The sequence below is a fragment of the Micromonospora sp. WMMD729 genome (genome assembly GCF_049315225.1).
Classification (GTDB): Bacteria; Actinomycetota; Actinomycetes; order Mycobacteriales; family Micromonosporaceae; genus Micromonospora.
This window is the reverse complement of record NZ_CP186059.1, coordinates 1,418,143-1,444,831: the sequence shown is the minus strand read 5'-3', so window position 1 is coordinate 1,444,831 and position 26,689 is coordinate 1,418,143. Positions and strand designations below refer to the sequence as shown.

General features: G+C 72.0%; 24 protein-coding genes. 11 read left to right on the top strand and 13 right to left on the bottom strand.

Annotation, left to right across the window (positions count from 1 at the left end; translation table 11 throughout):
* Nucleotides 1–64: 64 nt before the first annotated feature.
* The 3 genes from dtd to ACN263_RS06630 all read left to right on the top strand — a co-directional run bounded on the left by dtd (nucleotide 65) and on the right by ACN263_RS06630 (nucleotide 2,287).
* On the top strand, nucleotides 65–487 hold the full coding sequence (gene dtd / locus ACN263_RS06640) for a D-aminoacyl-tRNA deacylase (protein WP_422738939.1): 423 nt from the start codon (nucleotides 65–67) through the stop codon (nucleotides 485–487).
* Nucleotides 488–783: 296 nt separating this feature from the next.
* Nucleotides 784–1,788: an RNA polymerase sigma factor SigB gene (gene sigB, locus ACN263_RS06635; protein ID WP_422738938.1), complete on the top strand. Its 1,005-nt coding sequence runs from the start codon at nucleotides 784–786 to the stop codon at nucleotides 1,786–1,788.
* Nucleotides 1,789–1,879: 91 nt separating this feature from the next.
* Nucleotides 1,880–2,287 carry a VOC family protein gene (locus ACN263_RS06630; RefSeq protein WP_422738937.1) on the top strand — a complete coding sequence of 136 codons (408 nt, stop codon included), beginning with the start codon at nucleotides 1,880–1,882 and terminating at the stop codon, nucleotides 2,285–2,287.
* Nucleotides 2,288–2,326: 39 nt separating this feature from the next.
* On the opposite strand, the gene ACN263_RS06625 is transcribed toward ACN263_RS06630, so the two are convergent.
* From ACN263_RS06625 to ACN263_RS06615, 3 genes are read right to left on the bottom strand one after another with little or no spacing between them, the layout of a single operon-like run.
* On the bottom strand, nucleotides 2,327–4,882 hold the full coding sequence (locus ACN263_RS06625) for a GNAT family N-acetyltransferase (RefSeq protein WP_422738936.1): 2,556 nt from the start codon (nucleotides 4,880–4,882) through the stop codon (nucleotides 2,327–2,329).
* A 16-nt stretch (nucleotides 4,883–4,898) separates the two neighbouring features.
* Complete coding sequence (locus ACN263_RS06620; protein ID WP_422738934.1) at nucleotides 4,899–6,080, bottom strand: acetoin utilization protein AcuC; 1,182 nt, start codon at nucleotides 6,078–6,080, stop codon at nucleotides 4,899–4,901.
* A 48-nt stretch (nucleotides 6,081–6,128) separates the two neighbouring features.
* Nucleotides 6,129–6,989, bottom strand: a complete 861-nt coding sequence (locus ACN263_RS06615) for a sulfurtransferase (RefSeq protein ID WP_422738933.1) — start codon at nucleotides 6,987–6,989, stop codon at nucleotides 6,129–6,131.
* Between the two features lie 100 nt (nucleotides 6,990–7,089).
* Between ACN263_RS06615 and ACN263_RS06610 the strand changes: the two genes are divergently transcribed.
* Entirely contained in the window at nucleotides 7,090–7,779 is a 690-nt protein-coding gene (locus ACN263_RS06610) for a metal-dependent transcriptional regulator (RefSeq protein WP_422738932.1), read from the top strand.
* 13 nt (nucleotides 7,780–7,792) lie between these two features.
* Here ACN263_RS06610 and ACN263_RS06605 read toward each other — a convergent pair whose 3' ends face one another.
* Entirely contained in the window at nucleotides 7,793–8,341 is a 549-nt protein-coding gene (locus tag ACN263_RS06605; protein ID WP_422738931.1) for a hypothetical protein, read from the bottom strand.
* An 89-nt stretch (nucleotides 8,342–8,430) separates the two neighbouring features.
* Nucleotides 8,431–8,685, bottom strand: coding sequence for a DUF5522 domain-containing protein (locus ACN263_RS06600; RefSeq protein ID WP_422738930.1), 255 nt, complete (start codon nucleotides 8,683–8,685; stop codon nucleotides 8,431–8,433).
* 121 nt (nucleotides 8,686–8,806) lie between these two features.
* Between ACN263_RS06600 and ACN263_RS06595 the strand changes: the two genes are divergently transcribed.
* Entirely contained in the window at nucleotides 8,807–10,066 is a 1,260-nt protein-coding gene (locus ACN263_RS06595) for an MFS transporter (RefSeq protein ID WP_422738929.1), read from the top strand.
* Nucleotides 10,067–10,099: 33 nt separating this feature from the next.
* Nucleotides 10,100–11,059 carry a MerR family transcriptional regulator gene (locus ACN263_RS06590; protein WP_422738928.1) on the top strand — a complete coding sequence of 320 codons (960 nt, stop codon included), beginning with the start codon at nucleotides 10,100–10,102 and terminating at the stop codon, nucleotides 11,057–11,059.
* Here ACN263_RS06590 and ACN263_RS06585 read toward each other — a convergent pair.
* Entirely contained in the window at nucleotides 11,035–11,970 is a 936-nt protein-coding gene (locus ACN263_RS06585) for a DUF2332 family protein (RefSeq protein ID WP_422738927.1), read from the bottom strand. The two genes, ACN263_RS06590 and ACN263_RS06585, sit on opposite strands and share 25 nt — an antisense overlap.
* Before the next feature lie 138 nt (nucleotides 11,971–12,108).
* On the opposite strand from ACN263_RS06585, the gene ACN263_RS06580 reads away from it, so the two are divergent.
* Nucleotides 12,109–13,221, top strand: a complete 1,113-nt coding sequence (locus ACN263_RS06580; RefSeq protein WP_422738926.1) for an FAD-dependent monooxygenase — start codon at nucleotides 12,109–12,111, stop codon at nucleotides 13,219–13,221.
* Between the two features lie 63 nt (nucleotides 13,222–13,284).
* Here the strand turns inward: ACN263_RS06580 and ACN263_RS06575 are convergent, their stop codons facing one another.
* Both ACN263_RS06575 and ACN263_RS06570 read right to left on the bottom strand, forming a co-directional pair.
* Nucleotides 13,285–14,250, bottom strand: a complete 966-nt coding sequence (locus ACN263_RS06575) for a CU044_5270 family protein (RefSeq protein WP_422738925.1) — start codon at nucleotides 14,248–14,250, stop codon at nucleotides 13,285–13,287.
* A gap of 18 nt (nucleotides 14,251–14,268) precedes the next feature.
* The gene (locus ACN263_RS06570; protein ID WP_422738924.1) at nucleotides 14,269–14,838 is read right to left on the bottom strand and encodes an RNA polymerase sigma factor; all 570 of its coding nucleotides are present in this window, start codon (nucleotides 14,836–14,838) and stop codon (nucleotides 14,269–14,271) included.
* 195 nt (nucleotides 14,839–15,033) lie between these two features.
* Between ACN263_RS06570 and ACN263_RS06565 the strand changes: the two genes are divergently transcribed.
* Nucleotides 15,034–15,423: a hypothetical protein gene (locus ACN263_RS06565; protein ID WP_422738923.1), complete on the top strand. Its 390-nt coding sequence runs from the start codon at nucleotides 15,034–15,036 to the stop codon at nucleotides 15,421–15,423.
* Between the two features lie 260 nt (nucleotides 15,424–15,683).
* On the opposite strand, the gene pyrE is transcribed toward ACN263_RS06565, so the two are convergent.
* Nucleotides 15,684–16,208, bottom strand: a complete 525-nt coding sequence (pyrE, locus tag ACN263_RS06560) for an orotate phosphoribosyltransferase (RefSeq protein WP_422738922.1) — start codon at nucleotides 16,206–16,208, stop codon at nucleotides 15,684–15,686.
* An 81-nt stretch (nucleotides 16,209–16,289) separates the two neighbouring features.
* Between pyrE and ACN263_RS06555 the strand changes: the two genes are divergently transcribed.
* Nucleotides 16,290–16,865 carry a dienelactone hydrolase family protein gene (locus ACN263_RS06555; protein ID WP_422738921.1) on the top strand — a complete coding sequence of 192 codons (576 nt, stop codon included), beginning with the start codon at nucleotides 16,290–16,292 and terminating at the stop codon, nucleotides 16,863–16,865.
* Nucleotides 16,866–16,970: 105 nt separating this feature from the next.
* On the opposite strand, the gene ACN263_RS06550 is transcribed toward ACN263_RS06555, so the two are convergent.
* Both ACN263_RS06550 and nrdR read right to left on the bottom strand, forming a co-directional pair.
* The gene (locus ACN263_RS06550; protein WP_422738920.1) at nucleotides 16,971–19,877 is read right to left on the bottom strand and encodes a vitamin B12-dependent ribonucleotide reductase; all 2,907 of its coding nucleotides are present in this window, start codon (nucleotides 19,875–19,877) and stop codon (nucleotides 16,971–16,973) included.
* 34 nt (nucleotides 19,878–19,911) lie between these two features.
* Nucleotides 19,912–20,412 (bottom strand): transcriptional regulator NrdR, encoded by a 501-nt coding sequence (gene nrdR / locus ACN263_RS06545; RefSeq protein WP_007456845.1) that lies wholly within the window; start codon nucleotides 20,410–20,412, stop codon nucleotides 19,912–19,914.
* Between the two features lie 518 nt (nucleotides 20,413–20,930).
* Here nrdR and lexA point away from each other — a divergent pair.
* A complete protein-coding gene (gene lexA, locus ACN263_RS06540) occupies nucleotides 20,931–21,716 on the top strand; it encodes a transcriptional repressor LexA (RefSeq protein WP_422738919.1) in 786 nt (261 codons plus the stop codon).
* A gap of 103 nt (nucleotides 21,717–21,819) precedes the next feature.
* Here lexA and ACN263_RS06535 read toward each other — a convergent pair whose 3' ends face one another.
* A complete protein-coding gene (locus tag ACN263_RS06535) occupies nucleotides 21,820–23,529 on the bottom strand; it encodes a hypothetical protein (protein ID WP_422738918.1) in 1,710 nt (569 codons plus the stop codon).
* A 50-nt stretch (nucleotides 23,530–23,579) separates the two neighbouring features.
* Nucleotides 23,580–25,034 (bottom strand): GTPase HflX, encoded by a 1,455-nt coding sequence (gene hflX, locus ACN263_RS06530; RefSeq protein WP_422738917.1) that lies wholly within the window; start codon nucleotides 25,032–25,034, stop codon nucleotides 23,580–23,582.
* Between the two features lie 185 nt (nucleotides 25,035–25,219).
* On the opposite strand from hflX, the gene ACN263_RS06525 reads away from it, so the two are divergent.
* Nucleotides 25,220–26,686 carry an NAD-dependent malic enzyme gene (locus ACN263_RS06525; RefSeq protein WP_422738916.1) on the top strand — a complete coding sequence of 489 codons (1,467 nt, stop codon included), beginning with the start codon at nucleotides 25,220–25,222 and terminating at the stop codon, nucleotides 26,684–26,686.
* Nucleotides 26,687–26,689: the final 3 nt, after the last annotated feature.

The window sequence follows — 26,689 nt, the reverse complement described above, 5'->3', positions numbered from 1 at the left end:
TGGTTCCGGCGGCGGCGCTGGTGCTCGGGACGGCGTTGGTGCTCGGATCGGCGGGGGTGCGCTGATGCGGGCGGTGGTGCAGACGGTCGAACAGGCCCGGGTGACGGTGGACGACGAGGTGGTCGGTGCGATCGAGAACGGCCTGCTGGTGCTGCTCGGCGTGACGCACACCGACACCGCCGAGACCGCCGCGACGATGGCCCGCAAGGTGCACGAGCTGCGGATCCTGGACGACGAGCGGTCGGCCGCCGACGTCGGGGCGCCGATCCTGGTGGTCAGCCAGTTCACCCTCTACGGCGACGCCCGCAAGGGCCGCCGTCCGAGTTGGACGGCAGCAGCCCCCGCCGTGGTGGCCGAACCCCTGGTGAGCGCGGTCGTGCAAGCGCTGCGCGACCGTGGCGCGAAGGTCGAGACCGGCCGCTTCCGCACCCACATGCTCGTCGAAAGCACCAACACAGGCCCGAAAACCATCCTCCTGGACCTCTAACCCCACCCCCTCCACCTGCCCCACCCCCTTCCGGCGTTGATCAAGAGGTTCGCGTCAAATTACGCGCGGTTCTTGACGCGAACCTCTTGATCACCGGGGCCGAGGACGGGCGGGGCGGGGCCAGCCGGGGTGGGCGGCAAGCGGTCTGGTGACAGTTTTTTGGGGCGATCCTGCGGGATTGCTGTCGGGTCCGCGATCAGCTCACTCCCGTTTCACGTCCTGCCCGCCAAGCTGTGTTTCACACCGGCACCACTGGGCCGGAGACACGGCACAGACGTGGATACGGGGAGACAGAGATGGTCCTGCAGATGACGGAACACCGGACGCGCCCGGCTACCAGCACCGAGACCGACGTCCTCACCGACCTGGACGCCACCGACGAGCGTGGCATCTCCACCGACCTGGTCCGGGCGTATCTCAACGGGATCGGCCGGACGAAGTTGCTGACCGCCGCGCAGGAGGTGGACCTGGCCCGACGGGTCGAGGCCGGCCTGTTCGCCGAGGAGAAGCTCGCGACCTGCACTCCGGTCTCGGAGGAGCTGCGGTCCGACCTGGAGCTGATCGTCGCCGAGGGTCGCGCCGCCAAGGACCACCTGCTGGAGGCGAACCTGCGGCTGGTGGTCAGCATCGCCAAGCGCTACACCGGACGCGGGATGGCCTTCCTCGACCTGATTCAGGAGGGCAACCTCGGTCTCATCCGGGCGGTGGAGAAGTTCGACTACGCCAAGGGCTACAAGTTCTCCACGTACGCCACCTGGTGGATCCGGCAGGCCATCACCCGCGCCATGGCCGACCAGGCCCGCACCATCCGCATTCCGGTGCACATGGTCGAGCAGGTCAACCGGATGGTCCGGGCCCGCCGCGAACTGGCGGTGACGCTGGGCCGCGAGCCCACTGTCAGTGAGGTCGCCCGAGCCTTGGAGATCCCCGAGTTCCAGGTCATCGAACTCATCTCGTACGACCGGGAGCCGGTCAGTCTGGACCAGGCCGTCGGCGACGACGGGGAGAGCGCGCTCGGCGACTTCGTGGCCGCCGTTGACCCGCGTACCGAGCCGGGCGAGGGGGCCGCGCAGGGCGAGCTGCGCAACGAGGTGAGCATCGTGCTGGCGACGCTGTCGCAGCGGGAGCAGGCGGTCATCCGGCTCCGGTTCGGGCTGGACGACGGCCGGCAGCGCACCCTGGACGAGGTTGGCCGGGAGTTCGGCCTGTCCCGCGAGCGCATCCGGCAGATCGAGAAGGTGACGCTGCTCAAGCTGCGCGCGCCCGAGCGGGCCCAGCGCCTGGAGGCGTACGCCTGCTGACACGTTCACATTCCTGGAAGGCTCCGGCGGTTCGCCGGGGCCTTCCCTGCTGCCCGGATGGTTGACTGCACACACCGACGAGAGGGCACCCGTGAACTGGACGCTGGAAGTCGTGATCGTGCCCGTGTCGGATGTGGACCGGGCGAAGGGGTTCTACGCCGACCAGCTCGGCTTCACCGTCGACCACGACACCGTGATCGGCGACGACGCGCGCATCGTGCAGCTGACCCCGCCCGGTTCCGGCTGCTCGATCGTCATCGGCAAGGGCGTCGTGCCGGAGATGCCGCCGGGCTCGCTCAAGGGCCTGCAGCTGGTGGTGCCCGACCTGAAGCGCGCCCACGCCGAGCTGGTCGAGCGGGGGGTGGAGGTCAGCGATATCCAGGTGGTGGGCGTCAACCCCGGACTGGTGCCCGACCCGCTGGACAATGTCGGCTTCGTCTTCTTCGCCGACCCGGACGGCAACACCTGGGGCGTACAACAGATCTCCAGCCGCGCCTGACCGGCGCGCGCCCGCAGAGCCGCCGGGGCCGGTGCAGCCTCACAGCCGCCGGGGGCCGGTGTCGGGGCGGGCGGCCACGCCGCCGACGCGTACCTGGGCGTGCAGGACCGAGATGCCGTCCGGGCGGGCGAGCACCGGGTTGAGGGTCACCGAACGCACCCGGGGCTGCTCGTCGGCGAGCTGACCGACCCGCAGCAGCAGGTCGGCCAGGACGGCGCGGTCCACCGGCGCGGCGCCCCGGTGCCCCCGCAACAGCGGCGCCGCGCGCGGCTCGTCGACCAGTTCGGCGGCGTCGGTGTCGGTGAGCGGTACCGCCCGCCAGGCCCGGTCCCCGAGCAGGTCGGTGGCGACACCGCCGAGACCGAAGCCGACCACCGGCCCGAACGCCGGGTCCTCCACCAGCTCCACCACGCAGGCCACCCCGGGCGGGACCATCGGCTGCACCAGCACGTCCGCGCCGAAGTCGGCGGCCAGCTCGGTGTACGCGCGGCGCACGTCCGCCTCGTCGCGCAGGTCGAGACGGACCGCGCCCAGGTCGAGCCGGTGCCGCAGTCCGGGATCGGCGGCCTTGAGCGCCACCGGGAAACCCACCCGCGCCGCCGCCTCGGCTGCCGCGTCGACCGTGTCCGCCAGCGTCGACGGCACGGTCTCGATGCCGTACGCGGCCAGCAGCGCCCCCGCGTCGGCCGGGTCGGCGCGCAGCGCGGCCTGTGCGGCGTCCCGGTCGATCCCGGGCAGCTCGGGTGCCACGCCGGGCGGGCGGCCCAGCCACCGCGCGTACCGGTGCACCCGGGCGAGGGCGCGGACGGCCTCCTCCACCCCGCCGTACGCGGGCACCCCGGCCGGCAGTCGGCCGACCAGGAACGTCGCCACCGTCGGTTTGCCCAGGGCGAGTGCGGCCGGCAGCGCGGCGGTGACGTCGGCGTCCACATCGGTGCGTTGGCCGGGCAGCGGCGGGGCGAAGACCACGACGAGAGCGTCCACCCGGTCGTCGCCGGCCGTCTCGGCGAGGGCGGTGGCGAACTCGGCGGCGCCGGCACTCGGCCCGACGTCACGGGGATAACCGTCGGCCACGGTCAGGCCCTGCCCGACGCAGGCCGTGGCCGCCAACCCGGTCAGCGCCGAGGAGTTGCCGACCACGCCGACCCGACCGCCCGTCGGCAGTGGTTGGTTGGCCAGCAGCACCCCCACGTCGAGCAACTCCGCCACGGTGTCCACCCGGATCACCCCGGACTGGGCGAAGAGCGCGGCCACCGCCACCTCGTCCGGGCCGGCGGCGTCACCGACGCCCGGCGGGCGGGCCGGTGAGGCGAGCGCCACCACCGGTTTGGCACGGCCGATCCGCCGGGCCAGCCGGGCGAACTTGCGCGGGTTACCGAACGTCTCCAGATACAGCATGATCACGTCGGTGCCGGGGTCGTCCTGCCAGTACTGCAACAGGTCGTTGCCGGAGACGTCGGCCCGGTTGCCGGCCGAGACGAAGCTGGACAGGCCGAGGCCACGCCGGTCCGCCTCGGCGAGCAGCGCCACCCCGAACGCGCCGGACTGGCTGAAGATGCCGACCCGACCGGCCGGCGGCAGCGCCGGCGCGAGCGTGGCGTTGAGGCGTACCGTCGGATCGGTGTTGGCCACGCCCAGACAGTTCGGGCCGACGACCCGCATGCCCGCGGCGTGCGCCGCGCGGACCAGCGTCCGCTGGGTGGCCGCGCCCTCACCGCCGGCTTCGGCGAAGCCGGCCGAGATCACGACGAGGCCGTGCGCCCCGGCGGCGGCCGCGTCGGCGACCACCCCGGTCGCCGCCTCCGGCGGGACCGCCACCACCGCCAGGTCCACCGCCACGCCGGCGTCGACAGCACGGGGGTACGCGGGCAGCCCGGCCACCGTCGCCGCGCTCGGATGCACCGGCACCACCGAGCCGGTGAAACCGCCGTCGCGCAGGTGCCCGAGCACCGCCGCGCCGACGCCCTGGCCGGTGGCGCTCGCGCCGTAGACGGCGATGCCGCGCGGAGCGAGCAGCCGGGCGATCGAACGTGCCTCGGTGCGGTGCTCCCGGCCGCGCTGCACCTCGAGCGTGGCCTCGGTCGGGGCGATCGGGAAGCTCAGGTGCACCACGCCGTCGGCGTACGCGCGCTGGACCTGATAGCCGAAGTCGGCGAAGACCCGCAGCATCGTCCCGTTGGCCGGCAGCACCTCGGCAACGAAGCTCATGATGCCGTTGCGCCGGGCGGCGTCGGCCAGGTGCTCCATCAGCACCGAACCGATCCCGCGGCCCTGGAAGGCGTCCTCCACCACGAAGGCCACCTCCGCCTCCGGTGCCTGCGGGCCGAGCCGCTCGTACCGGCCGACCGCGACGATCCGGTCGGCGGCCAGCACCACGAACGCCTCCCGGTCGTGGTGGTCGACCGTCACGAACCGGATCAGATCCCGCTCCGGAATGCGCGGGTACGGCGAGAAGTACCGCAGGTAGCGGGTGCGCTCGGAGAACCGGCTGTGCATCGCCACGATCCCCGGCGCGTCGCTCGGCTCGATCTGCCGCAACTGGACGGTGCTGCCATCGCTGAGCAGCACGTCGACGGTCTGGTCCACGCTCGTCACCGCAGAACGACCCGGCTCAGTCCCGCGGGTCGTACGGGTCGAGCCCGAGCAGCGGGAAGACGGTCTTGCGGGTCGCCGCGATCGCCCGGTCCACCGCGTTCGGCTCACCCGTGGGCTGCCACGGCTCGTACGACGGGTCGGCGTCGTCGGTCATCCGCAGCGGGATCTCCCGGCCCGGTCGACGCGCCGCCGCCAACTCCCGCCAGGCGAGCGGGGTGAGCGTCGCCGGGTCGATCGGATCGCCGGTCGCCACGGCGAGCAGGTGCGCCCACGCCCGGGGCACCGCCTCGACCAGCGCGTACCCGCCGCCGCCGGTGGCCACCCAGCGGCCCTCGCACAGCTCGTCGGCGAGCGCCCGCAGCGCCAGGTAGGTCGCGCGCTGCCCGTCCACCGTCAGGTTCAGATCGGCCAGCGGATCGAGCCGGTGCCCGTCCGCGCCACACTGGCTCACCAGCACCTGCGGCCGGAACGCGCGCAGCACCGACGGCACGATCGCGTGGAACGCCCGCTGCCAGCCGCTGTCGTCGACGCCCGGCGGCAACGGCATGTTCACCGCGCTGCCCTGCGCCCCCGGCCCGCCGGTCTCGTCGGGGAAGCCGGTGCCGGGGAAGAGCGCGAGCGGCGTCTCGTGCAGGCTGACCGTGAGCACCCGTGGGTCGTCCCAGAAGATCTCCTGCACCCCGTCGCCGTGGTGCACGTCCACGTCGACGTACGCGATCCGCTCGGCCCCCAGGTCGAGCAGGCGGGCGATGGCCACCGCCGGGTCGTTGTAGACACAGAAGCCGGACGCCCGGGCGGGCAGCGCGTGGTGCAGGCCACCCGCCACGTTGACGGCCCGGCGGGCATCCCTCCGCCAGACCGCCTCGGCCGCGGCCACCGTCGCGCCGGCGATCAACGCGCTGGACTCGTGCATCCCGTCGAAGACCGGGTTGTCGGAGGTGCCCAGCCCGTACCCGGCGAACAGCGGATCGCGCGGCGCGGCCCGTACGGCGGCCAGGTAGGCCGGGTGGTGCACGCGGGTCAGCAGGGCGTCGTCGGCGGGCTCCGGCTTGACCACGCGCACACCGGGACGGGCCAGGACGCCCAACTCCTGGGCGAGCGCCACGGTCAGCTCCACCCGGACCGGGTCGAGCGGATGGTCACCCATGTTGTAGGCGAGCAGCGCCGGGTCCCACACCACCACCGTGTCGTCGGACATGAGCCCATCGTCGCACGAGGACCGTCGCCGACCCATCGCACGCGCTGGTCAGCGCTCTGGTGTCGGTCCGGTGGCGACCGGCCGGGACGGGTCGGCGACCCAGTTGCTCCACGACCCGACGTACAGCGCCGCGTCTTCCCGACCGGCCAGGTGCAGCGCGAGGACGGCCTGCGCGGCGGTGACACCGGAACCGCAGTACGCCCCGACCTGCCGCGCCCCGTGCACGCCCGCCGCGGCGAACCGCTCGCGCAGCACGTCGGCGGCCGGGAAGCGCCCGTCGGCGCCCACGTACTCGCCGGCGGGCAGGTTCGCCGCGCCGGGCACGTGACCGGCGACCGGGTCGATCGGTTCGACCTCGCCCAGGAAGCGCGGCGTCGCGCGCACGTCGAGCAGCACGGCGTCGTCGGCGGCGGCCAGGGCGGCGGCCTGCCCGGCGTCGAGCACCGGAAGGTCACCGGGACGCACCTCGACGTCACCGGGGCTCGGGGTGGGCGCCTCGGTGGAGACCGGCTGCCCGGCGGCCACCCAGGCCGGGAACCCACCGTGCAGCAGGCGTACCGGCCGGTGCCCGGCCCACCGCAACGTCCACCAGGCGCGTGCCGCGGCCAGGCCGTCGCCGCCGTCGTACACCACCACGGGGTGACCGGCACGGACGCCGGCGGCCCGCAGCGCCCCCCGCAGCGCGCCCGGGTCGGGCAGCGGGTGCCGGCCGCCGACGCCGGGCGGCCCGCACAGCGTGGTGTCCAGGTCGACGAAGACCGCGCCGGGCAGGTGGCCGGCCAGGTAGTCGTCGTGGCCGGGCGGGCCGGTGAGCCGCCAGCGGATGTCGAGCAGGGTGGGCGGGTCGGCGTGGTCGAGCTCGGCGGCGAGCCGGTCGGCCTCGACGAGCAACTCCTCGGTACCGGACATGGCGACCATCCAACACCATCCGGTCAGCACCGGGGCGATTCGGCAGCGGTCGCTCGCCGGGCGGCAGGGTAGCATCGTTGGTCGGAGGGCCGCTTACCTTATGAAGTCTCACGATCTGGTCGACACGACCGAGATGTACCTGCGCACCATCCTCGAGCTGGAGGAGGAGGGGGTGCCGCCGCTGCGCGCCCGGATCGCCGAGCGCCTCAAGCAGAGCGGCCCCACCGTCAGCCAGACCGTCGCCCGGATGGAGCGCGACGGCCTGCTCACCGTCGAGGGCGACCGGCACCTGACCCTCACCGCGCTCGGCCGTGGCACCGCCGTCTCCGTGATGCGCAAGCACCGCCTCGCCGAGCTGCTGCTCGTCAACGTCATCGGGATGCCCTACGAGGAGGCCCACGAGGAGGCCTGCCGCTGGGAGCACGTGATGAGCGACGCCGTCGAGAAGCGGGTGTACGACCTGCTCAACCGGCCGACCCGCTCGCCGTACGGCAACCCGATCCCCGGTCTGGAGGAGCTTGGCTCGCCCGAAGCCGAGGTCAGCGAGGCCGGCGAGGGTGAGCGCAACCTGGCCTTCCCCGGGCTCTCCGGGCCGGTCGTGGTCCGCCGGATCTGCGAGAGCGTGCAGACCGACTCCGACGTGCTGCGCCAGCTGCACGCCGCCGGTGTCGACCCGGGCGCCACGGTGACCGTGGCGCAGGAGCGCGACGGGGTGTCGATCGACCGCTCCGGCGACCGGGTACGGCTGCCCCGCGAGGTCGCCTCCCGGGTCTTCGTCGCCGCCAGCTGACCGGAGACGGGCGTCACAGCGCCCGGGTGTCCACCTTCTTTGCCAACGCGACCAGGTCGCCGGCAATCTTGTCGGCCGCCGCACGCTCGGCCCCCTTCGCGCCGGTCCAGGTCAGGGTGGCCAGGCGTCCGTCGCCGGCCAGCCAACCGACCTCGGCGACCGGCCCGTACCCGCCGGCCGCGGCGGCGGTACGCCGGTACGCCAACTGGCCCAGGCCGGTGACCTTCGTCGCCTTGGCGGGAACCACGTCCGCGCTGAAGCTGGCCTTGTCGATGCTGGTCTCGGAGACGCTGAGCATCAGCTCAGGCAGCGCCGCGCGCTCGGCCCGGACCACGCAGGTGTGGGTGTCGTTCCGTTCGCTGGCCGCCGCCACGTCGAAGCGCACCTTGACGACCTTCTCGATCACCGCGAAATCCAGCAGCCGGCAGGCGCCACCCGACGAGGCCGCCGCCACGTCCAGGGCCACCGGCGCCGGCGGTGGCACCGCCACCGGCTCGGCCTCGGCGGCACAGCCGCTCACCAGCAGGCCCGCCAGCCCGGCGACCACGATCCGCCCGCGCACACTCCACCCTCTCGCCGGTCGACGGCGGAAGGGGTCCCGCCGGATGTCCGTCGGACACCGTACGGGTTGTCCGGGTCGGGCGGAAGTCCTCATTCCGAGGGTGGATCGTCCACGTACGGGCAGTGCCGGCAACCCCTCCCGCAGCAGGTGCCGCGACGGGCCAGGAAGCCGGCGCTGAGCACGAACAGACCCGTCACCGGGTCGGGATAGCCGGCCTCTCCGGCGGCCAGTGCGGCGTCGTGCGCGGCGAGGATCCGGGCCCGGTCGGGGTGCCCCGGCGGCAGGCGGGACGGGTGCGGCTCGGTGAGCGGCCGGCCGGCCAGGGGTCGTCGCTCTCCGCTCATCCGCAGCAGTCTAGGAGGGGCTCGTACGGCCGCCGCAAATGCCGTGCCGAACCAGACGTCGCCTCGGTAGAGTCCGCGAGCCGCCGGCCGGTGGCGCCATCCCCGGAGACAGGCGACGACGGTGAGTCAGCAGCTGGAGCGGTCCGCGACGGCCGGGACGGCGGTCGCGTCGCTGTGGCGCAGCCGGAACTTCCTGCTGCTCTGGGGCGGTCAGACGGTCAGCGAGCTGGGCACCCGTATCGCCAATGTCGCGGTGCCGCTGCTCGCCGCCGACACCCTGCACGCCAGTGTGTTCCAGGTCTCCCTGTTGACCGTCCTGGCCTGGCTGCCGTACCTGCTGTTCTCGCTTCCGGCGGGCATCGTCGCCGACCGGCTCGACCGGCGACGGCTGATGATCGCGTGCGACCTGGGTCGGGCCGCGCTCCTGCTGTCCCTGCCGGTGGCCGCGCTGGTCGGCCACCTCACCCTGCCCTTCCTGTACGCGGTGGTGGGGCTCGGTGGCGTGCTCACCGTGCTGTTCACGGTGGCGTACAAGACCGTGCTGCCCCGGCTGGTTCCGACGGATCTCCTGGTGGACGGCAATGCGAAGCTGACCATCAGTCAGGACGCCGCCGAACTGGTCGGCCCAACGGTCAGCGGCGCGCTGATCGGGCTGGTGGGCGCAGCCCGCACGTTCCTGGCCAACGGGTTCGCCTTCCTGGTCAGCGCCCTGACGCTGATCCTGATCCGGGAAGCGCCGGAACGCCGTGAGCCGGCTCCCCGCGTACCCCTGCGGGTGGAGTTGACCGACGGACTCGGCTTCATCCGGCGGCAGCCCATCCTGCTGAGCATCCTGGCCTGCACGACCTGGTCGAACTTCTGGGTGATGGCGTCCGCCTCGATCGAGGTGACCTTCCTGGTCCGCGAGCTGCACGCCGCCCCGGTGCAGGTCGGGATGGTCTTCTCGGTGAGCGCTGTCGGCGGGCTGGTGGTGGGGGTGCTGGCCGCCCGGCTGTCGGCCTGGCTCGGCTCGGCCCGGGTGATCTGGCTGGCGATGACCGTGCCAGGCCCGTTCTACCTGTTGATGCCGCTGGCCCGACCCGGTTGGGGACTGCTGCTCTACGGCGTGGGGCTGGCCGCGTTCTCGGCCAACGCCGTGCTGTTCAACGTGGCCGCGATGTCGTACCGGCAGCGGATCACCCCACCGGCGATCCTCGGCCGGGTCAACGCGGCGTTTCTCTGGATCTGCTTCGGGGTGATCCCGCTGGGGGCGCTGACCGGCGGGGCGCTCGGCACCGCGCTCGGGCTGCGCGGCGCGCTCTGGGTGTGCGTGCTGGGCACCTGGGCCGCGTGCCTGTTCGTGGTCTGCTCGCCACTGCGCCGGATGCGGGACACCGCTTGAGTCTCCACCGGGGGGAGACGCGAGGGTGGTGGCATGAGCGGTGACGAGCGGTACACCATCGGCGAGCTGGCCCGGCGCACCGGCCTGAGCGTCAAGACCATCCGGTACTACGCCGACAGCGGGATCGTGCCGCCGGCGGACCGGAGCCCGGCCGGCTACCGCCTGTTCGACGCCGAGGCGGTCGCCCGGCTGGAACTGGTCCGGACGTTGCGCGACCTGGGCGTGGACCTGGCCGCCATCCGCCGGGTGGTGGACCGCGAGGTACCGCTGCACGAGGTGGCCGCCACGCACGCCGAGGCGCTGGCGGCGCAGATCCGCGCGCTGCGACTGCGTCAGGCGGTGCTCACCGTGGCGGCGAAGCGCGGGGCGGGCCCGGCGGAGGTGGACGACCTGCACCGGTTGGCCCAGCTCACCGCCCGGGAGCGGGCGCACCTGGTGGATGATTTCCTGGACAGCGTCTTCGCCGGCGACCCGCCGACGTACCCCGGGGTGCTCGTCTCGATGACGCCGGAACTGCCCGACGACCCGAGCGCCGAGCAGGTGCAGGCGTGGGTGGAGTTGGCCGAGCTGTGCCGGGATCCCACCTTCCGGGCGAGCATGCGGCGGCTCGCCCGCCAGCACGCCACCGACAACGACGTACCCGGTCTCCCCCGCCCGGACGCCGTCGCCCTGGTCCGAGACGGGGCGGCGGCTGCCCTGGCCGCCGGTACCGATCCGGCTGGGCCCGAGGCCGAGCCGGTGGTCGCGGCGGTCACCGGCCGGTACGCCCGCCGGCACGGCCTGTCCGACGACGCCGACCTGCGCCAGCGGCTGCTGGACCGGCTGCTCCTGGCCAACGACCCACGCCGGGACCGCTACCTCGACCTGCTCTCGGTGATCAACGGCTGGCCGGGCGGCGGCGCGGTCACGCCGGCGGTGGACTGGTTCGTCCGGGCACTGCGGGCCCGGATGTCGGTCGCGGCGGGCTCTCAGCCGAACCAGGTCATCGCCTGACCGTGGCCCCGGGTCCAGGCCAGCGGCTTCGCGTCGAGTGCGAGGACGTTGTGCAGCGCCGCGTCCGGCGAGTCGGGCAATCCCTCGTAGGGCAGCACCTCCGGGGCCTCGTTCGCGATCCAGTGCCCCGGCAGCTCACCGACCAGCCGCACGAACGCGTCCCGGCGCGCGGCGGGCACCTGGTAGAGCACGGACGTGTGGAAGACGACGAGCGTCGCCTCGGCCGGCGCCCACGCGGCCAGCGCCGGCAGGTCGTCCACCAGGTCACCCCGGACCAGCAGCGGCGGGTCGGCGGCGGCCACGGCGGCCGCCGCGCGCAGCCGGGCCCGCCGGTGCGCGTGCTCGGGCCAGATCAGGGCGTCCAACCAGGACACGTCGTCGGGGTCGCGCACGTCGAGCGGGTTCAGGTCGAGGCCAGCCCGCCACACCACCCGGGGTACGCGCCGAGGCGGCACCAACCCAGCGGCCGCGCACTCCAGGATCGGCTCTCCGTCGCCGACCTCGTGCTCGCCATAGCGGTAGGCGTACCGGTCGGGGTAGAGGCAGAGCCCGGCCGACGCGCCGACCTCGATCAGGGCGAGAGGCTGCGGCAGCGCGGCGAGCACCGGCAGTAACACCGCACACCGGCCGGCCTCGTTCGTCTGGGTGGCCCTGCGCTGTAGCTCGCGTTCGATGAGCGCCCAGTACGCCAGCACGTACTCGCGGAAGGTGGCCGGGTCGTCGACCGGACCGCCAAGCCAGCGGACCACGCCGTACAGCAGGTTCGGCTGGCGCTTGGCCGGCGGGAGCGCGTCGAGCAGGGCGAGCAGGTCGTGGTCGTCGGCGACGGCGTACGACAGCCGCTCGTACGTGGGTGAGACACCGTGTGCCTCGCGGCGGGCGAACTCGACGTACGCCTCGGCGGTTGTCATGCCCTGATCGTCGCAGCCCATTGGCCGGAAATTCAGCCCCCGGACCCGTGTGCCGGCTCACCCGCCTTCTAGAGTGCTGCGGCGACCGAACCGTTGAGCAGCAGCTCAGCCGGCCGGTGCAACGGAAGGGAACATGTCGTGCGGGGTAACGATGTCCGGGTACTCATCGTCGGCGGGGGCATCGCCGGGCTGGCGACGGTCGCCGCGTTGCGCGAATGGGGCGCGACGGTCGACGTGGTCGAGCGGACTCCCGGGCCGACCGACTCCGGCACCGGTATCTACCTGACCGGCAACGCGACCCGGATGCTCGACGTCCTCGGCCTGCGCGAGCAGGTCGCCGACGTCGCCGTGGAGATCACCCGGCAGCGCAGCGCCAACCAGCGCGGACGTCGCCTCTTCGACATCGACGTGACCGCGCTGTGGCGGGGCGTCGGCCCGTGCGTGTCGCTGCCCCGGGCCCGACTGCACCGGGCCCTGGTGGCCGGCGTCGGAGATGCCCCGATCCGCTGGGGTCGCCACCCGATCGCGTTCGACCCGGAGGGAGACCGCGTCGCCGTCGAGTTCGACGACGGCAGCACCGAACGGTACGACCTGGTGGTCGGCGCGGACGGGGTGAACTCGACGGTGCGCCGGCTCGCCTTCGACGCCCAGGCGGCCCGCAACCTGGGCCAGTACGCGTACCGCTGGGTCGCTCCCCGGATCGACGATGAGCCGTTCTGGTCGGTGCAGTTGGGACGCGGCAGGCAGTTCCTGACCATCCCGATCAGCGCCGAGCAGACGTACTGCTACTACAACGACGGCCCGGTGGCCGACCGGCCGGGATGGCGCGACGACGTGGCCGCGTCGTTCACCGAGCCGGCGGCCCTCATGCTCAAGGCCCTCGACCACGACGACAGCACCCTGCACGCCGGCCCGAACCAGGAGGTCGTCCTCGACTCCTGGGCCCGGGGGCCGGTGCTGCTGATCGGCGACGCCGCCCACGCCACCTCGCCGAACATGGCCCAGGGCGCCGCGATGGCCCTGGAGGACGCGGTGGTGCTCGCCTCGTCGTTGACCGCCGCCGACTCCATCGGAGAGGCGCTGCGGGCCTTCGAGGCGCGGCGACGCCCGCGCACCGACTGGGTGCTCAGCCAGACGCACCGCCGGGACAAGGCCACCGGCCTTCCGCCCGCCCTCCGTGACCTGGTGCTGCGCCGCCTCGGCGAGCAGATGTTCCGCTCGAACTACGGGCCGCTGTTCGCGCAGCCCTGACCCGCACCCCGGGTTTCCCTGATCGATCCGCGGACGGTTCCACTCGTCGTCCCGCCGAGCCGGTCAGGGCAGCTGGCCCGGTCGGTCGACGATGGCGATGCGCAGTCGCGCGACAGCGCTGTACAGGGACTCCTTGCCGTCCCGCACCAACGAGTTGCGGGTACCGAGGTAGACGTGGGAGTCCCGATCGAAGATGAGGTCCAGGTTCCCACCGATCACGCCGGGCATCCGAACTGCCACCCCGTGCCGACCGGCGGCGTCCACCACGTCGCCCGAGATGACGACCGCTCCCGGTTGCCGTGCCAACAGCTCGAACAGCGCCGCGAGCGCTCGGGGCGGCACGTAGCCGTCGAGCATCGACCGCGCGGTGGTGTACGGCATGCTCTCGCCCCCGTAGACGGCCTTCTCGTCGGCCCCTTCGGGCAGGTGCAGGTCGACCGGGTGTTCCCGGAGGTAGCGAAGCAGCTCGTCCGGATCGGTGGGCAGGTCGCCGTGGTACGCCGGCGACGGGAACACCTCGAGTTCCTTCTCCGGATCGAGAGGATCATCGATGCGGAGCACCTTCAGTTGGCTCCACCCGTTCGGGTCGGTCTCCGGCCGATAGCGTGCCTGCGTGTACGCGACGCCACCGGCCGACTGCCACAGTTGGTTCCGTATCGTCCGGTACGGACCGCTGCCCGGCAGGTCGCGGATCGTCGCCAGAGACTCCGTGAAGACGTACTGGTCGGGGCGGGCGGTGAGCTCCGGCTGCTGCCGGGCGGCGTCGGCCGCCAGGTGGAAGATCTCCGACGCGCTGGCCCGGGGCGGCGACTGGCCGCCGAACCTCATGCTCTGGACCGCCAGCACACCGGCGGTCAGCGTCACCGCCATCCCGAGCGCCCCGGCCAGACGCCAACCACGCAGGAACCGGGTACGGCGTCCGGCCGTACGGCCCGCCGACGCCAGCTCGGCCCGTTGGGCGACGTGTGCGCTCAGGTCCCTGAGAAGCTGCTCCTCGAAACCCTGCGGCGACCGTTCAGTCGTGTTCATCGTCAGCTCCGTCTCAGCTCAGGCGAGGGTGGTGACCGGGCGGGCGAGCACCGCGCGGACGAGGCGGCGGGCCCGGTGCAGGCGGACCCGCGCGGCGACCGGCGACATCCCGAGCGCTGGCGCCGCCTCCGCGACGGTGAGGCCGTCCACGGCGACGAGTTCGACGAGCGACCGGGTGCCCTCGGGTAGTTCGCTGAGCGCCCGATGGGTACGGCGGGCCGCCGACTCGGCGTCGATCCGCTCCTCGATGCGCGCGATGTCGTCGGGGCCGAGGTCCCGTCGTCCGGCCAGTCGGCCGGTCACCCGCAGTCGTTGGGCAGCCCGTCGCCGCTCGTCGCCGATGACGTGGCGGGCCACCCCGTACAGCCAGCCGATCTGGCTACCGCGGTCCGGCCGGTAGCCGGCCGCCGACTCGATCACCGCCAGGAACACGTCGGCGGTCAGGTCGGCGGCGAGATGTGGGTCGTCGACCCGCCGCGCCACGAAGCGGCCCACCGCCTCCAGATGCCGCCGGTAGAAGACCTCGAAGGCCGCTGGATCCACCCCGATGGCGGAAATGTCGTCATCGGCTCGGCTCGGCTCATTCACGGGCCGTCCTCCCTCGCGCGTTCACACCTCTTCTTCGTTCGGCGGAGCACAGGTGTTACCGAACCATTCGTACGGCTGGTGGCTACGCATGGCGGTGTGTGGCATGGTCGCCGGGTGCCCGCCCGGCCCGCTACGCCTGCCGGGCCGACGGCCGCAGGTGACGAGCGCACAGACGGCTACGCAGGAAGGTCGCGGATGGACGCGCTGGTCGGACGCAGGCTCGTGAAAGTCGTACGGCTGGGCTGGCACCGGCCGGGAGAACCCGACGAACCTGATGTCGGGCCGGTACTGCTTGTGTTCGATGACGGCCGAGGGCTGCTACTCGACGGCCGGAGCGACTGGACCCTCGGGCTCACGGAGACGTATCCCGGCGACGACGGCTTGCCCGATCCCTACGACTACGACGGTGGACGATGGTTGTCGCGGGACGCCTCGGCTGAACCGCCGTTCGCATCGGTCATCACGAGACCGCTCGCTCACCTCGAAGAGATCCGCAACGACGTCAACGAGGTGACCGGCCTCAGGCTGGACTTCGATGGCCAGATGCTGACGCTCACGACATGGCAGGGAGAGATCAGGGCCTGACCTGTCGGCGATCCGCGCGGGTTCACCCGCCCGGGCAGAGTCGCTGTGTCAGCCGTCGGTGCGTCGAAGCAGGCAGCACCTCACGCCGACTCGGGCTCATCGGGGACGGCTCGTCACCGGCCAGTCTGGCCAGGATCGTGTCCAGGGACAGGTCTGTGGCGCTGGGCAGCAAGAGGTCTGCGTCCGTGAAGCGGGCGTGGTCCGCGTGTGGGTTCGGCACCGCAACGCAACGCAGCCCAGCGGCCTGTGCCGCCGCTACGTCATCCCGGCAGGGCGGATTCCAGATCACGGCGGGTAAGTGCGGCGGACAACCGGAGCCCTTCGGCCGCCAGATTTTCCTGTCCGCCCTGCTCCCGGTCGATGGCGCAGACCACCGTCTCGACCTTCGCACCGGCGGCCCGTAGCTGCCGGCACGACGCCAGCAACGCGCCGCCGGTGGTGACGACGTCCTCGATCACCACGACCCGCCGGCCGTCGGCCGGGCTGCCCTCGGCCGCCTTGCCGGTGCCGTACTCCTTCGCCTGCTTCCGCACGAAGGCGGTCGGCAGCCCGGTCAGCTGCGACATCACGGTGGCGATCGGAATCCCGCCCATCTCCATCCCCGCCAGCACGTCGCACTCGGGCAGCAGGCCGACCATCGCCTCAGCCACCTCCCGCAACAGCCCAGGCTCCGCCTCGAACAGGTACTTGTCGAAGTACTCGGCGCTCGTCCGACCGGAGCGCAGGCGGAACGACCCGGTCAGATGGCAGGTTTCGTAGACGCGGCGCGCAAGGGGAGAAGTCATGCCGCGAGCATCGCAAACGGCGCCCTCCCGCCGTGCCGTAGAGTGCCCGTACACGGCGGCAGCCCGACATCGGGAGATCACATGGCTCAGGTGTTGCTGTTCCACCACGCGCTGGGCCAGACCCCGGGGTTCGTCGCCTTCGCCGACGACCTGCGGCGTGCCGGGCACACCGTGCACACCCCGGACCTGTACGACGGCCGCACGTTCCACACCCTGGACGAGGGCATCGCCTACGCCGAGGGGATCGGCTTCGGCACCATCATCGAACGCGGCGCGCGGGTGGCCGACGATCTGCCCGGCGATCTGATCTACGCCGGCTTCTCTCTGGGCGTGCTGCCGGCGCAGAAGCTGGCGCAGACCCGTCCCGGAGCACGAGGGGCATTGCTGTTCTACTCCTGCGTACCGGTCTCGGAGTTCGGCTCGTCCTGGCCGGCCGACGTCCCAGTGCAGATCCACGGCATGGACGCCGACCCGATCTTCATGGGCGAGGGCGACGTCGACGCCGCCCGTGGGATTGTCGCGTCCGCTCCGCAGGCTGAGCTGTTCCTTTACCCGGGAGACCAGCACTACTTCGCCGATTCCAGCCTGCCCTCCTACGACCCGCAGGCCACGGCCCTGCTCAGCAAGAGGGTGCTCGACTTCCTCGCCAGCCGCTGACCACCCGTAGCCGCACGGAATCCACAAGCGCTTCGCGCGCGACAACCTGGAACCAACGCTGCCCCGACCTCCCATCAGGAGGCCGGGGCAGCGTTGAGGCGTACGTCAGCTGCAGCCGCTGGTGGAGCCGCAGCCCTCGCAGACGTAGCAGCTACCGGCGGGGCGCATCTTCGTACCGCAGGTGAAGCAGAGCGGCGCGTCGGCGGCCTTGCCGATCACGGCCTCCAGCAGCTCGGTGCTGGAACCCACGCTCGGGGCCGGCTTGGCGGCGGCCACGTCGGCCATCTCCTGGGCCGGCTGGGCGACCGCCTCGGTCTTGGCGGGAGCCTCGACCGGCGCGGAGGACGCCATGGCGGTGAGGTCCGCACCGCTCACGGCGGCAGCCTCCGCGTCGGCCTCGGCCCGCAGCTGGGCGGCCCGCTCACCGGCGGTGAAGATGCCCAGCTCGGCGCGGCGCTCGTAGGGCAGGAAGTCCAGCGCCAGGCGACGGAAGATGTAGTCCATCACCGAGGCCGCCATCCGCACGTCCGGGTCGTCGGTCATGCCGGCCGGCTCGAAGCGCATGTTGGTGAACTTGCTGACGAACGTCTCCAGCGGCACGCCGTACTGCAGGCCGATGCTGATGGCCACCGAGAAGGCGTCCATCACGCCGGCCAGGGTCGAGCCCTGCTTGGACATCTTGAGGAAGACCTCGCCGAGGCCGTCGTCCGGGTAGGACGACGCGGTCAGGTAGCCCTCGGCACCGCCGACGGAGAAGCTGACCGTCTCGGACGGGCGCTTCTTCGGCAGGCGCTTGCGCACCGGCCGGTACTCGATGACCTTCTCCACCGCGGCCGGCGCGGCGGCGGCGGTCTCGACGCCGGCCGGCTCGGTGGCCTTGTTGTTCTTGGCGACCGAGAGGGGCTGGCCGACCTTGCAGTTGTCCCGGTAGATCGCCAGTGCCTTGAGGCCGAGCTTCCAGCCCTCGAAGTAGATCTTCTCGACGTCCTCGACGGTGGCCGCCTCCGGCATGTTGACCGTCTTGGAGATGGCGCCGGAGACGAACGGCTGGATGGCCGCCATCATCCGCACGTGGCCCATCGGGGCGATGGTCCGCTCGCCCATGGCGCAGTCGAAGACCGGGTAGTGCTCCGGCTTGAGGCCGGGGGCGTCCACCACGTGGCCGTGGTCGGCGATGTGCTCGACGATCGCCTCGACCTGCTCCTCGGGGTAGCCGAGGCTGCGCAGGGCGCGCGGCACGGTCTGGTTGACGATCTGCATCGAGCCGCCGCCGACCAGCTTCTTGAACTTGACCAGCGCCAGGTCCGGCTCCACACCGGTGGTGTCGCAGTCCATCATGAAGCCGATGGTGCCGGTCGGGGCGAGGACGCTGGCCTGGGCGTTGCGCCAGCCGTTCTTGTCACCGATCTTGTTGCCCTGGGTCCACTGCTTGGTCGCCTCGCGGACGATCGCGGTGGCCACCGGGCTGGTCGGCTTGATCTCGTCGTTGGCGGCGGCGTGCTTGCGCATGACCCGCTTGTGCGGCTCGGCGTTGCGGGCGTAGCCGTCGTACGGGCCGACCACACCGGCCAGCTCGGCCGAGCGGCGGTACGCGGTGCCGGTCATCAGGGACGTGATCGCGGCGGCGACCGAGCGGCCCTGCTCCGAGTCGTACGGCAGGCCGGAGGCCATCAGCAGGGCGCCCAGGTTGGCGTACCCGATGCCGAGCTGCCGGTACGCCCGCGACGTCTCACCGATCTTCTCGGTCGGGAAGTCGGCGAAGCAGATCGAGATGTCCATCGCGGTGATGACGAACTCGACGGACTTGACGAACTTCTCCACCTCGAAGCCGCCGTCGGCGCGGAGGAACTTCATGAGGTTGAGCGAGGCCAGGTTGCACGAGGAGTTGTCCAGGTGCAGGTACTCCGAGCACGGGTTCGACGCGGTGATCCGCCCGGTCTCCGGGCAGGTGTGCCAGTCGTTGATGGTGTCGTCGTACTGCAGGCCCGGGTCGGCGCACTCCCAGGCGGCCTGGGAGATGGAACGGAACAGGTTCTTGGCGTCGACGGTCTCGATCGTCGCGCCGTCGAGGCGGCCGCGCAGGTCGAAGCCCTTGCCGTTCTCCACCGCCGTCATGAACTCGTCGGAGACCCGGACCGAGTTGTTGGCGTTCTGGTACTGCACGCTGACGATGTCGGAGCCACCGAGGTCCATGTCGAACCCGGCGTCACGCAGCGCGCGGATCTTGTCCTCCTCGCGCGCCTTGGTGACCACGAACTCCTGGATGTCCGGGTGGTCCACGTCGAGGATGACCATCTTGGCAGCACGCCGCGTGGCACCGCCGGACTTGATGGTGCCGGCGGAGGCGTCCGCACCGCGCATGAAGCTGACCGGGCCGGAGGCGTTGCCTCCGGAGGAGAGCAGCTCACGCGACGACCGGATGCGCGACAGGTTGACGCCGGAGCCGGAGCCGCCCTTGAAGATCAGCCCCTCCTCCTTGTACCAGTCCAGGATGGAGTCCATCGAGTCGTCGACGGCAAGGATGAAGCAGGCGCTGACCTGCTGCGGCGACGGCGTGCCGACGTTGAACCAGACCGGCGAGTTGAAGCTGAACACCTGGTGCAGGAGCATCCAGGTCAGTTCGTGTGCGAAGACCTCGGCGTCGGCCGGGCTCGCGAAGTAGCCGTACTCCTCACCGGCGGTGCGGTAGGTGCTGACCACCCGGTCGATGAGCTGCTTGAGCGACCACTCCCGCTCCGGGGTCCCCACCGCGCCCCGGAAGTACTTGGTGGTGACGATGTTCGCCGCATTGACGCTCCAGGACTCCGGGAACTCCACGCCCCGCTGCTCGAAGTTGATCGAGCCGTCCCGCCAGTTCGTCATCACGACGTCCCGGCGCTCCCAGGTCACCTCGTCGTACGGGTGGACCCCCTCCGTCGTCCACACGCGCTCGATCTTCAGCCCCGCGCCTGCCTTGTTCCGTGAACGGCTCGTTGTCACGCCGTCGCCCCCCTCGTCTGCGCGGTCACCCACCGCGCGTCCTGATCTCTCGGAAAACAGTGAAGTCTCAGTTGGTACGGCCGGCGGCCTCGACCGCGTCGGCCCGGCCCTGCTCCCGGGCTCGCGCCACGGCCCGCAACGTCTCGATCTCGCGCTCGAAATCGGCGAGCGAGTCGAAGGAGCGGTAGACGCTGGCGAACCGCAGGTAGGCGATCTCGTCCAGGTCGCGCAGCGGACCCAGGATCGCCAGGCCCACCTCGTGACTGGGGATCTCGGCGGCCCCCTTGGCCCGGACGGTCTCCTCCACCCGCTGCGCGAGCAGCGCGAGGGAGTCGTCGTCCACCGGCCGGCCCTGGCACGCCTTGCGCACCCCGCCGATGATCTTCGTACGGCTGAACGGCTCGGTCACCCCGCTGCGCTTGACGACCGCGAGGACCGCCTCCTCGACCGTGGTGAACCGCTTGCCGCACTCCGGGCAGGACCGTCGCCGACGGATGAGCTGGCCGTCGTCGGCCTCCCGCGAGTCGACCACCCGGGAGTCGGCGTGCCGGCAGTACGGACACCGCATCGCGGACCCCCTAATCATGATCAATCGCGTCGTACCGGACGCACCCGGGCACGGAGAACCACGACGGTGCCATGCGCTCATAGCGCCCGCCGTGATCGACCCTACGGGAGTGCGGTCGGTAGTCGGACCCAACCTGTGGGCAACTTACGCCCATGTCACTACTACATCTAGGGGTTGACCGTATGTCGCCGACGAACCCGGGTCAAGTTGACCGGCGTGTCCGGCGCGTCACGGACCATTGGTGCCATCCGCCCCCTGCGGAACCAACGCCGACACCCCGCCCCGGTTACCGGCCCCCCAAGCCGAGCGGGGCGAAAAACGGCCGACAATCGAACACTCGTACGATCCGACGTACTATTTATCAGAACATTCGTACGAGCCGAGGGGATTTTCACCCCGACACGCCGGTGAGAGGTCGTACAGATGTTTGAAAATGACCGATCTCACCTATACGGTCAGGAACAACCGCACGCACCACGAGCCGACGAGGCACCCAGCGCCGACCAGGGAGGACGGACGTGACCGAGGACCGGGCCAGCCGGCCGAAGAGCCCGCAGCAGATTACCGAGGCGGGCCCGCCGGCCACCCGACGCCGCACCGCCGCGCGCAGCCGGACGGGTCAGCCCGCCGTGCGCCCGGTCACCCCGGTGGTCAGCACCTTCCCCGACCCGGCGACGGTCGACCTGACCGCCCGCCAGCGCCGCATCCTGGAGTTCATCCGCACCTGGGTGGAGCGGCACGGCTACCCGCCGAGCGTCCGCGAGATCGGCGAGGCGGTCGGCCTGGTGTCCCCGTCGAGCGTCGCCTACCAGCTCAAGGAGCTGGAGAAGAAGGGCTTCCTGCGGCGCGACCCCAACCGGCCGCGCGCCGTGGACGTCCGTGCGCCCAGCGAGGCCATCGACGACGAGGTGTCGCGCGCCCAGCGGCCCGCACCGGCGTACGTGCCGATGCTCGGCCGGATCGCCGCCGGTGGACCGATCCTCGCCGAGCAGGCGGTGGAGGACATCTTCCCTCTCCCCCGCGAGCTGGTGGGCGAGGGCGAGGTGTTCATGCTCCAGGTCAAGGGTGACTCGATGCTCGACGCGGCGATCTGCGACGGCGACTGGGTCGTCGTCCGGCAGCAGCCGACCGCCGACTCGGGCGAGATCGTGGCCGCCATGCTCGACGGCGAGGCGACGGTCAAGACCTACCGCCGGCGCGACGGGCACGTCTGGCTGATGCCGCAGAACCCGGCCTTCGACCCGATCCCCGGTGACGACGCGACCATCATGGGCCGGGTCGTGGCGGTGCTCCGCCGGATCTGACCGCGACGCGGGTGGGTGCCGTCGGCGCTCACCCGCGTCGCACGACCCGCCCCGGGCCTTCGGCCGACCGAGCGGCCGGGCCGGCCCGTCACAGGCCCTTGCGTCAGTAGCGGTCGCCTCGAGGGCCACGACCGCCGCCGGGATACTGCCCGTACGGGTCGACGGGTGCGTCGTCCTCGCGTCGGCGACCGGGCCGCTGACCCCGGTAGTCCGGCTCCTGCCCACCGCGCCGCGGCGGCTCGGCCCGACCACCACCGGCCCGACCACCGCCGGGTTGACCGCCGCCCTGGCCACCGCCGGCGCCGTACACACCGCCGCCCGGTCGGCCACCGCCGCCACCGCCGGGCCGGCCCCCTCCGGGACCGCCGGCACGACCGCCGCCGCCGTACACACCGCCACCAGCCGGAGCGCCGCCACCTCCACCGGGCCGGGCAGCGCCGTAACCGCCGCCCGCCGGGCCGGCCGGACGCCCACCCCCGCCGCCAGCGCCGCCGGGGCGAGCGCCACCGCCGTAGACGGCGCCGCCAACGGGAGCGGGTCCACCCCGGCCCCCACCGCCGTAGACCCCGCCGCCGGCTGCCGGCCCGCCGCCGTACACCCCGGCGCCCGGCCGGCCACCGCTCGGCGGAACACGGTCGGCGCCGGGCGTGCCAGCGCGATCGTCGGCATCGTCCGCAGCGTCGTCGTCGACGGGTGGCCGACGACGGGCCCGCACGATGCCGACGATGCCAGCGCCGACGAGCAGCAGACCGAGGACGCCGACCGCGCCCACGAGGTAGGTGATGTCGGTGAAGCTGAGCCCGTCCATCCAGGACTTGTTGGCGGTCGGCTTGTCGCCCGTGGTCGCCGCCAACGGTTCCGCCGGGCTGGTGGACGGCGTGTAGCTCAGGATGTCGATCGGCTCGTCGGCGGTGAGCTGACCGGCGTCGGAGACCGTGACGAAGGACTTGCCGTCCGGGGTGTACGAGATGGCCTCGCCGAACGGGTCGGCCAGCGGCGTCACCCGGGGCTTGCCGGTGGTGAGCGCGCCGACGATGTTGTCGCCGGTGACGTCGTACTCGAAGGCGTCCGCGTAGGTGCGGATGACGACGCGGGTGCCGTCCGGCGAGCGGGCGGCACCGGTGATCGCGAGCCGTCCGTAGACGCTCAGCGGGTTCTCGGTGGTGGTCTTCGGCAGCTTGATCTCGCCGACCTTCTTCATCGGCACCGGCGGGGTGTCGCCGTTCTTCAGCTTCGCCGTCGGGGTGAAGATCTCCGAGTTGCCGTTCGCGACCTTGGTGATGATCAGTGGCAGGCCGTCGGCGCCCACCAGCAACGCCTCCGCGTCGTGGGGCTTGTTCTCCGGGTAGGAGAGCCGATGCAGCACCGGCTGCTTGTTACCGGCGATCGGCATCGTCCAGACGGCGATCCGCGTACGGCGTTCCTTGTTGGTGGCGTTGTCGCCGATGTCGCCGATCCAGAGCGTGTCCCCCTTGGGGGACAGGGCGAGATCCTCGGTGTCGGCCGGCCCGGCGCCCGAGTAGCGGACCGGCTCCTTAGGGCCGACCTTGCACTTGCTGTCGAGGAAGAAGATCCGCTTACGCGCGTCGACGTCGGTGCCGTCGTTGATGACGATGTAGCCGCTCTTGGTCGCCACCAGGCCGGACAGCTCCCGCAGGCGCTCGTCGGTGACCGTGCAGCGCTTCTTGCCCGGGGCGGCGGCGAGCGGCTGGGACGACACGGGCGCGGGAGCGGCTACGGCGACTCCGGCCAGCGCCACGGTTGCCCCGAACAGGCCGAGGGCAACCGTGACCGAGGAAACAACGCGGCGCATTCGGCCAGTGTCGCATGCCGCGCGTTTCCGATGGATGACGCCGGGGCGGCTCAGGGCCGGCTACCGACCGCTTCGCCCTCGCGCGCGACGTCGTACGGCGCCAGCTCGGCGGCGAGCGCCGCGCTGACCCGGACGTGCAGCAGAGTGCCCTCCGCCAGGTGTGACGTGCTGAGCACCTCGCCCGAACGATGTACCCGGGACACCAGGTCGCCCCGGTCGTACGGCAGCACGGCCCGCACCTCGACGGCGGGCTGCGGGAGCCGCTCCTCGATCGCCGTCCGCAACCCGTCGATGCCCCGACCGGAGTGCGCCGAGACGAAGATCGCGTCCGGCCAGAGGCGCTTGAGCCGCAGCAGCGTGTCCTCGTCGGCGGCGTCGGTCTTGTTGACCACCAGCAGCTCGGGCAGCCGGTCCGCGCCCACCTCGGCGAGCACCTCGTGCACCGCCCGCACCTGCTCCTCGGGATCCGGGTGGGTGCCGTCGACGACGTGCACCACCAGATCGGCCTCCGCGACCTCCTCCAGCGTCGAGCGGAACGCCTCGACGATCTGGTGCGGCAGGTGCCGGACGAAGCCGACCGTGTCGGAGAGCGTGTAGAGCCGCCCGTCCGAGGCGGTGGCCTTGCGGGTCGTCGGGTCCAGCGTGGCGAAGAGCGCGTTCTCCACCAGCACGCCCGCGCCGGTGAGCCGGTTGAGCAGGCTGGACTTGCCGGCGTTGGTGTAGCCGGCGATGGCCACGGCGGGCACCGAGTTGCGGGTACGCCGGGCGCGCTTGGTGACGCGTACCGTCTTCATGCTCTTGATCTCGCGACGCAGCCGGGAGATGCGGTGACGGATGCGCCGCCGGTCGGTCTCCAGCTTCGTCTCACCGGGACCACGGACACCCACGCCGCCGCCGGCGCCGCCACCGCGACCGGAACCACCGGTCTGGCGGGACAGCGTCTCACCCCAACCGCGCAGCCGGGGCAGCAGGTATTCGAGCTGGGCCAGCTCGACCTGCGCCTTACCTTCCTTGCTCTTGGCGTGCTGGGCGAAGATGTCCAGGATCAGCGCCGTCCGGTCGACGACCTTGACCTTGGTGCGCTGCTCCAGGTTGCGCAGCTGCGACGGGGACAACTCGCCGTCGCAGATGACCGTGTCGGCACCGGTGGAGAGCACCACCGCGCCGAGATCGTCGACCTTGCCGCGACCGATGTAGGTGGCCGGGTCAGGTCGGGTACGACGCTGGATCAGCCCTTCGAGCACCTGCGAACCCGCCGTCTCGGCGAGCGCGGCCAGCTCGGTCAGGGAGTTCTCCGCGTCGGTCACCGTGCCCTCGGTCCAGACGCCCACCAGGACCACCCGCTCCAGCCGCAACTGGCGGTATTCCACCTCGGTGACGTCGCTGAGCTCGGTGGAGAGGCCGGGGACGCGCCGGAGAGACTGCCGCTCCGACAGGTCCAGCTCGCCGGTGGTGACATCGTCGAACTCGTCCTCCACGGGGACGAAGTTCTCCTGGTCTCGCAAGCGGTTCTCCTGTCCGTTTTGATAAGTAGAACGTAATCCTGACACGTCACAACGCCCAGCGCACCTGCTATATGCCCGTGCTGAAGCTCGCCAAAAGCGGGGGCGAATACCGGTCGACCTCCACAACCCGGTAGAAATGCTCAGGCGGCGGCCGACCGGTCGCACAGCCGTGACGGAGGGATCCCGTGGCCATCACCCGACTGCCGAGCGCCGGATTTTCGATCACCATCCGGATCGCCGTGACCGCGGACGCGTCCTCGATCGGCCGGCTCACCACCTCCGTCGGCGAGGCCGGAGCGATCGTCACGGCGCTGGACGTGGTCGACTCGGACCCGACCCACGTGATCGTCGACCTCACCTGCGACACCGCCGACGCCAAGCACGCCGACCAGGTGGTCGACGCGCTCCGGGCGCTGGACGGCGTGGACGTGCGCAAGGTGTCGGACCGGACGTTCCTGCTGCACCTCGGCGGCAAGATCGAGGTGACCTCGAAGGTCGCGCTGCGCAACCGCGACGAGCTGTCCCGCGCGTACACCCCGGGGGTGGCCCGGGTCTGCATGGCGATCGCCGAGAATCCGGCGGACGCCCGGCGGCTCACCATCAAGCGCAACACCGTCGCGGTGGTCAGCGACGGCTCGGCGGTCCTCGGCCTGGGCAACCTCGGTCCGGCCGCCTCGCTGCCGGTGATGGAGGGCAAGGCGGCGCTGTTCAAGCGCTTCGGCGGGGTCGACGCCTGGCCGGTGGTGCTGGACACCCAGGACACCGACGAGATCGTGCAGATCGTCAAGGCGATCGCGCCCGCGTACGGCGGGATCAACCTGGAGGACATCGCCGCGCCGCGCTGCTTCGAGATCGAGGCCCGGCTGCGCGAGGCGCTGGACATTCCGGTCTTCCACGACGACCAGCACGGCACCGCGATCTGCGTGCTGGCCGCGCTGACCAACGCGCTGCGCGTCGTGGGCAAGCAGCTCTCGGACGTCCGGGTGGTCGTCTCCGGCGCCGGCGCGGCCGGCACCGCGATCATGAAGCTGCTGCTGCGCCAGGGCGTCGGCGACATCATCGCGTACGACCGCCAGGGCGCCCTGCACCGTGGGCTGGCCGACCTGAACCCGGCCTGGCAGTGGCTGGCGGAGAACACCAACAAGGAGAACTACTCCGGCGACCTGCCCGGGGCGATCCGGGGCGCCGACGTGTTCATCGGGGTCAGCGCCCCGAACCTGCTCACCGGCGACGACATCGCCGGCATGGCCAAGGACGCGATCGTGTTCGCGCTGGCCAACCCCGACCCGGAGGTGGACCCGCGGGAGGCGCGCAAGCACGCCGCGGTGGTCGCCACCGGCCGCTCGGACCAGCCGAACCAGATCAACAACGTGCTCGCCTTCCCGGGTGTGTTCCGCGGCATGCTGGACGCGCACGCCGAGGAGTTCACCGAGGAGATGGCGATCGCGGCCGCGCAGGCCATCGCCGACGTGGTGGGCGAAGACAAGATCAACCCGACGGTGATCGTGCCGAGCGTCTTCGACTCCCGGGTGGCGCCGGCGGTCGCCGCCGCCGTGCGCGCCGCCGCGCACAACCCCAGCCCGCTCCCGGCCGCCGACCCCGGCCCGGCCGACCTCCCGGAGATCGCCGCCACCGCCAGCGCCACCCCCTGACCG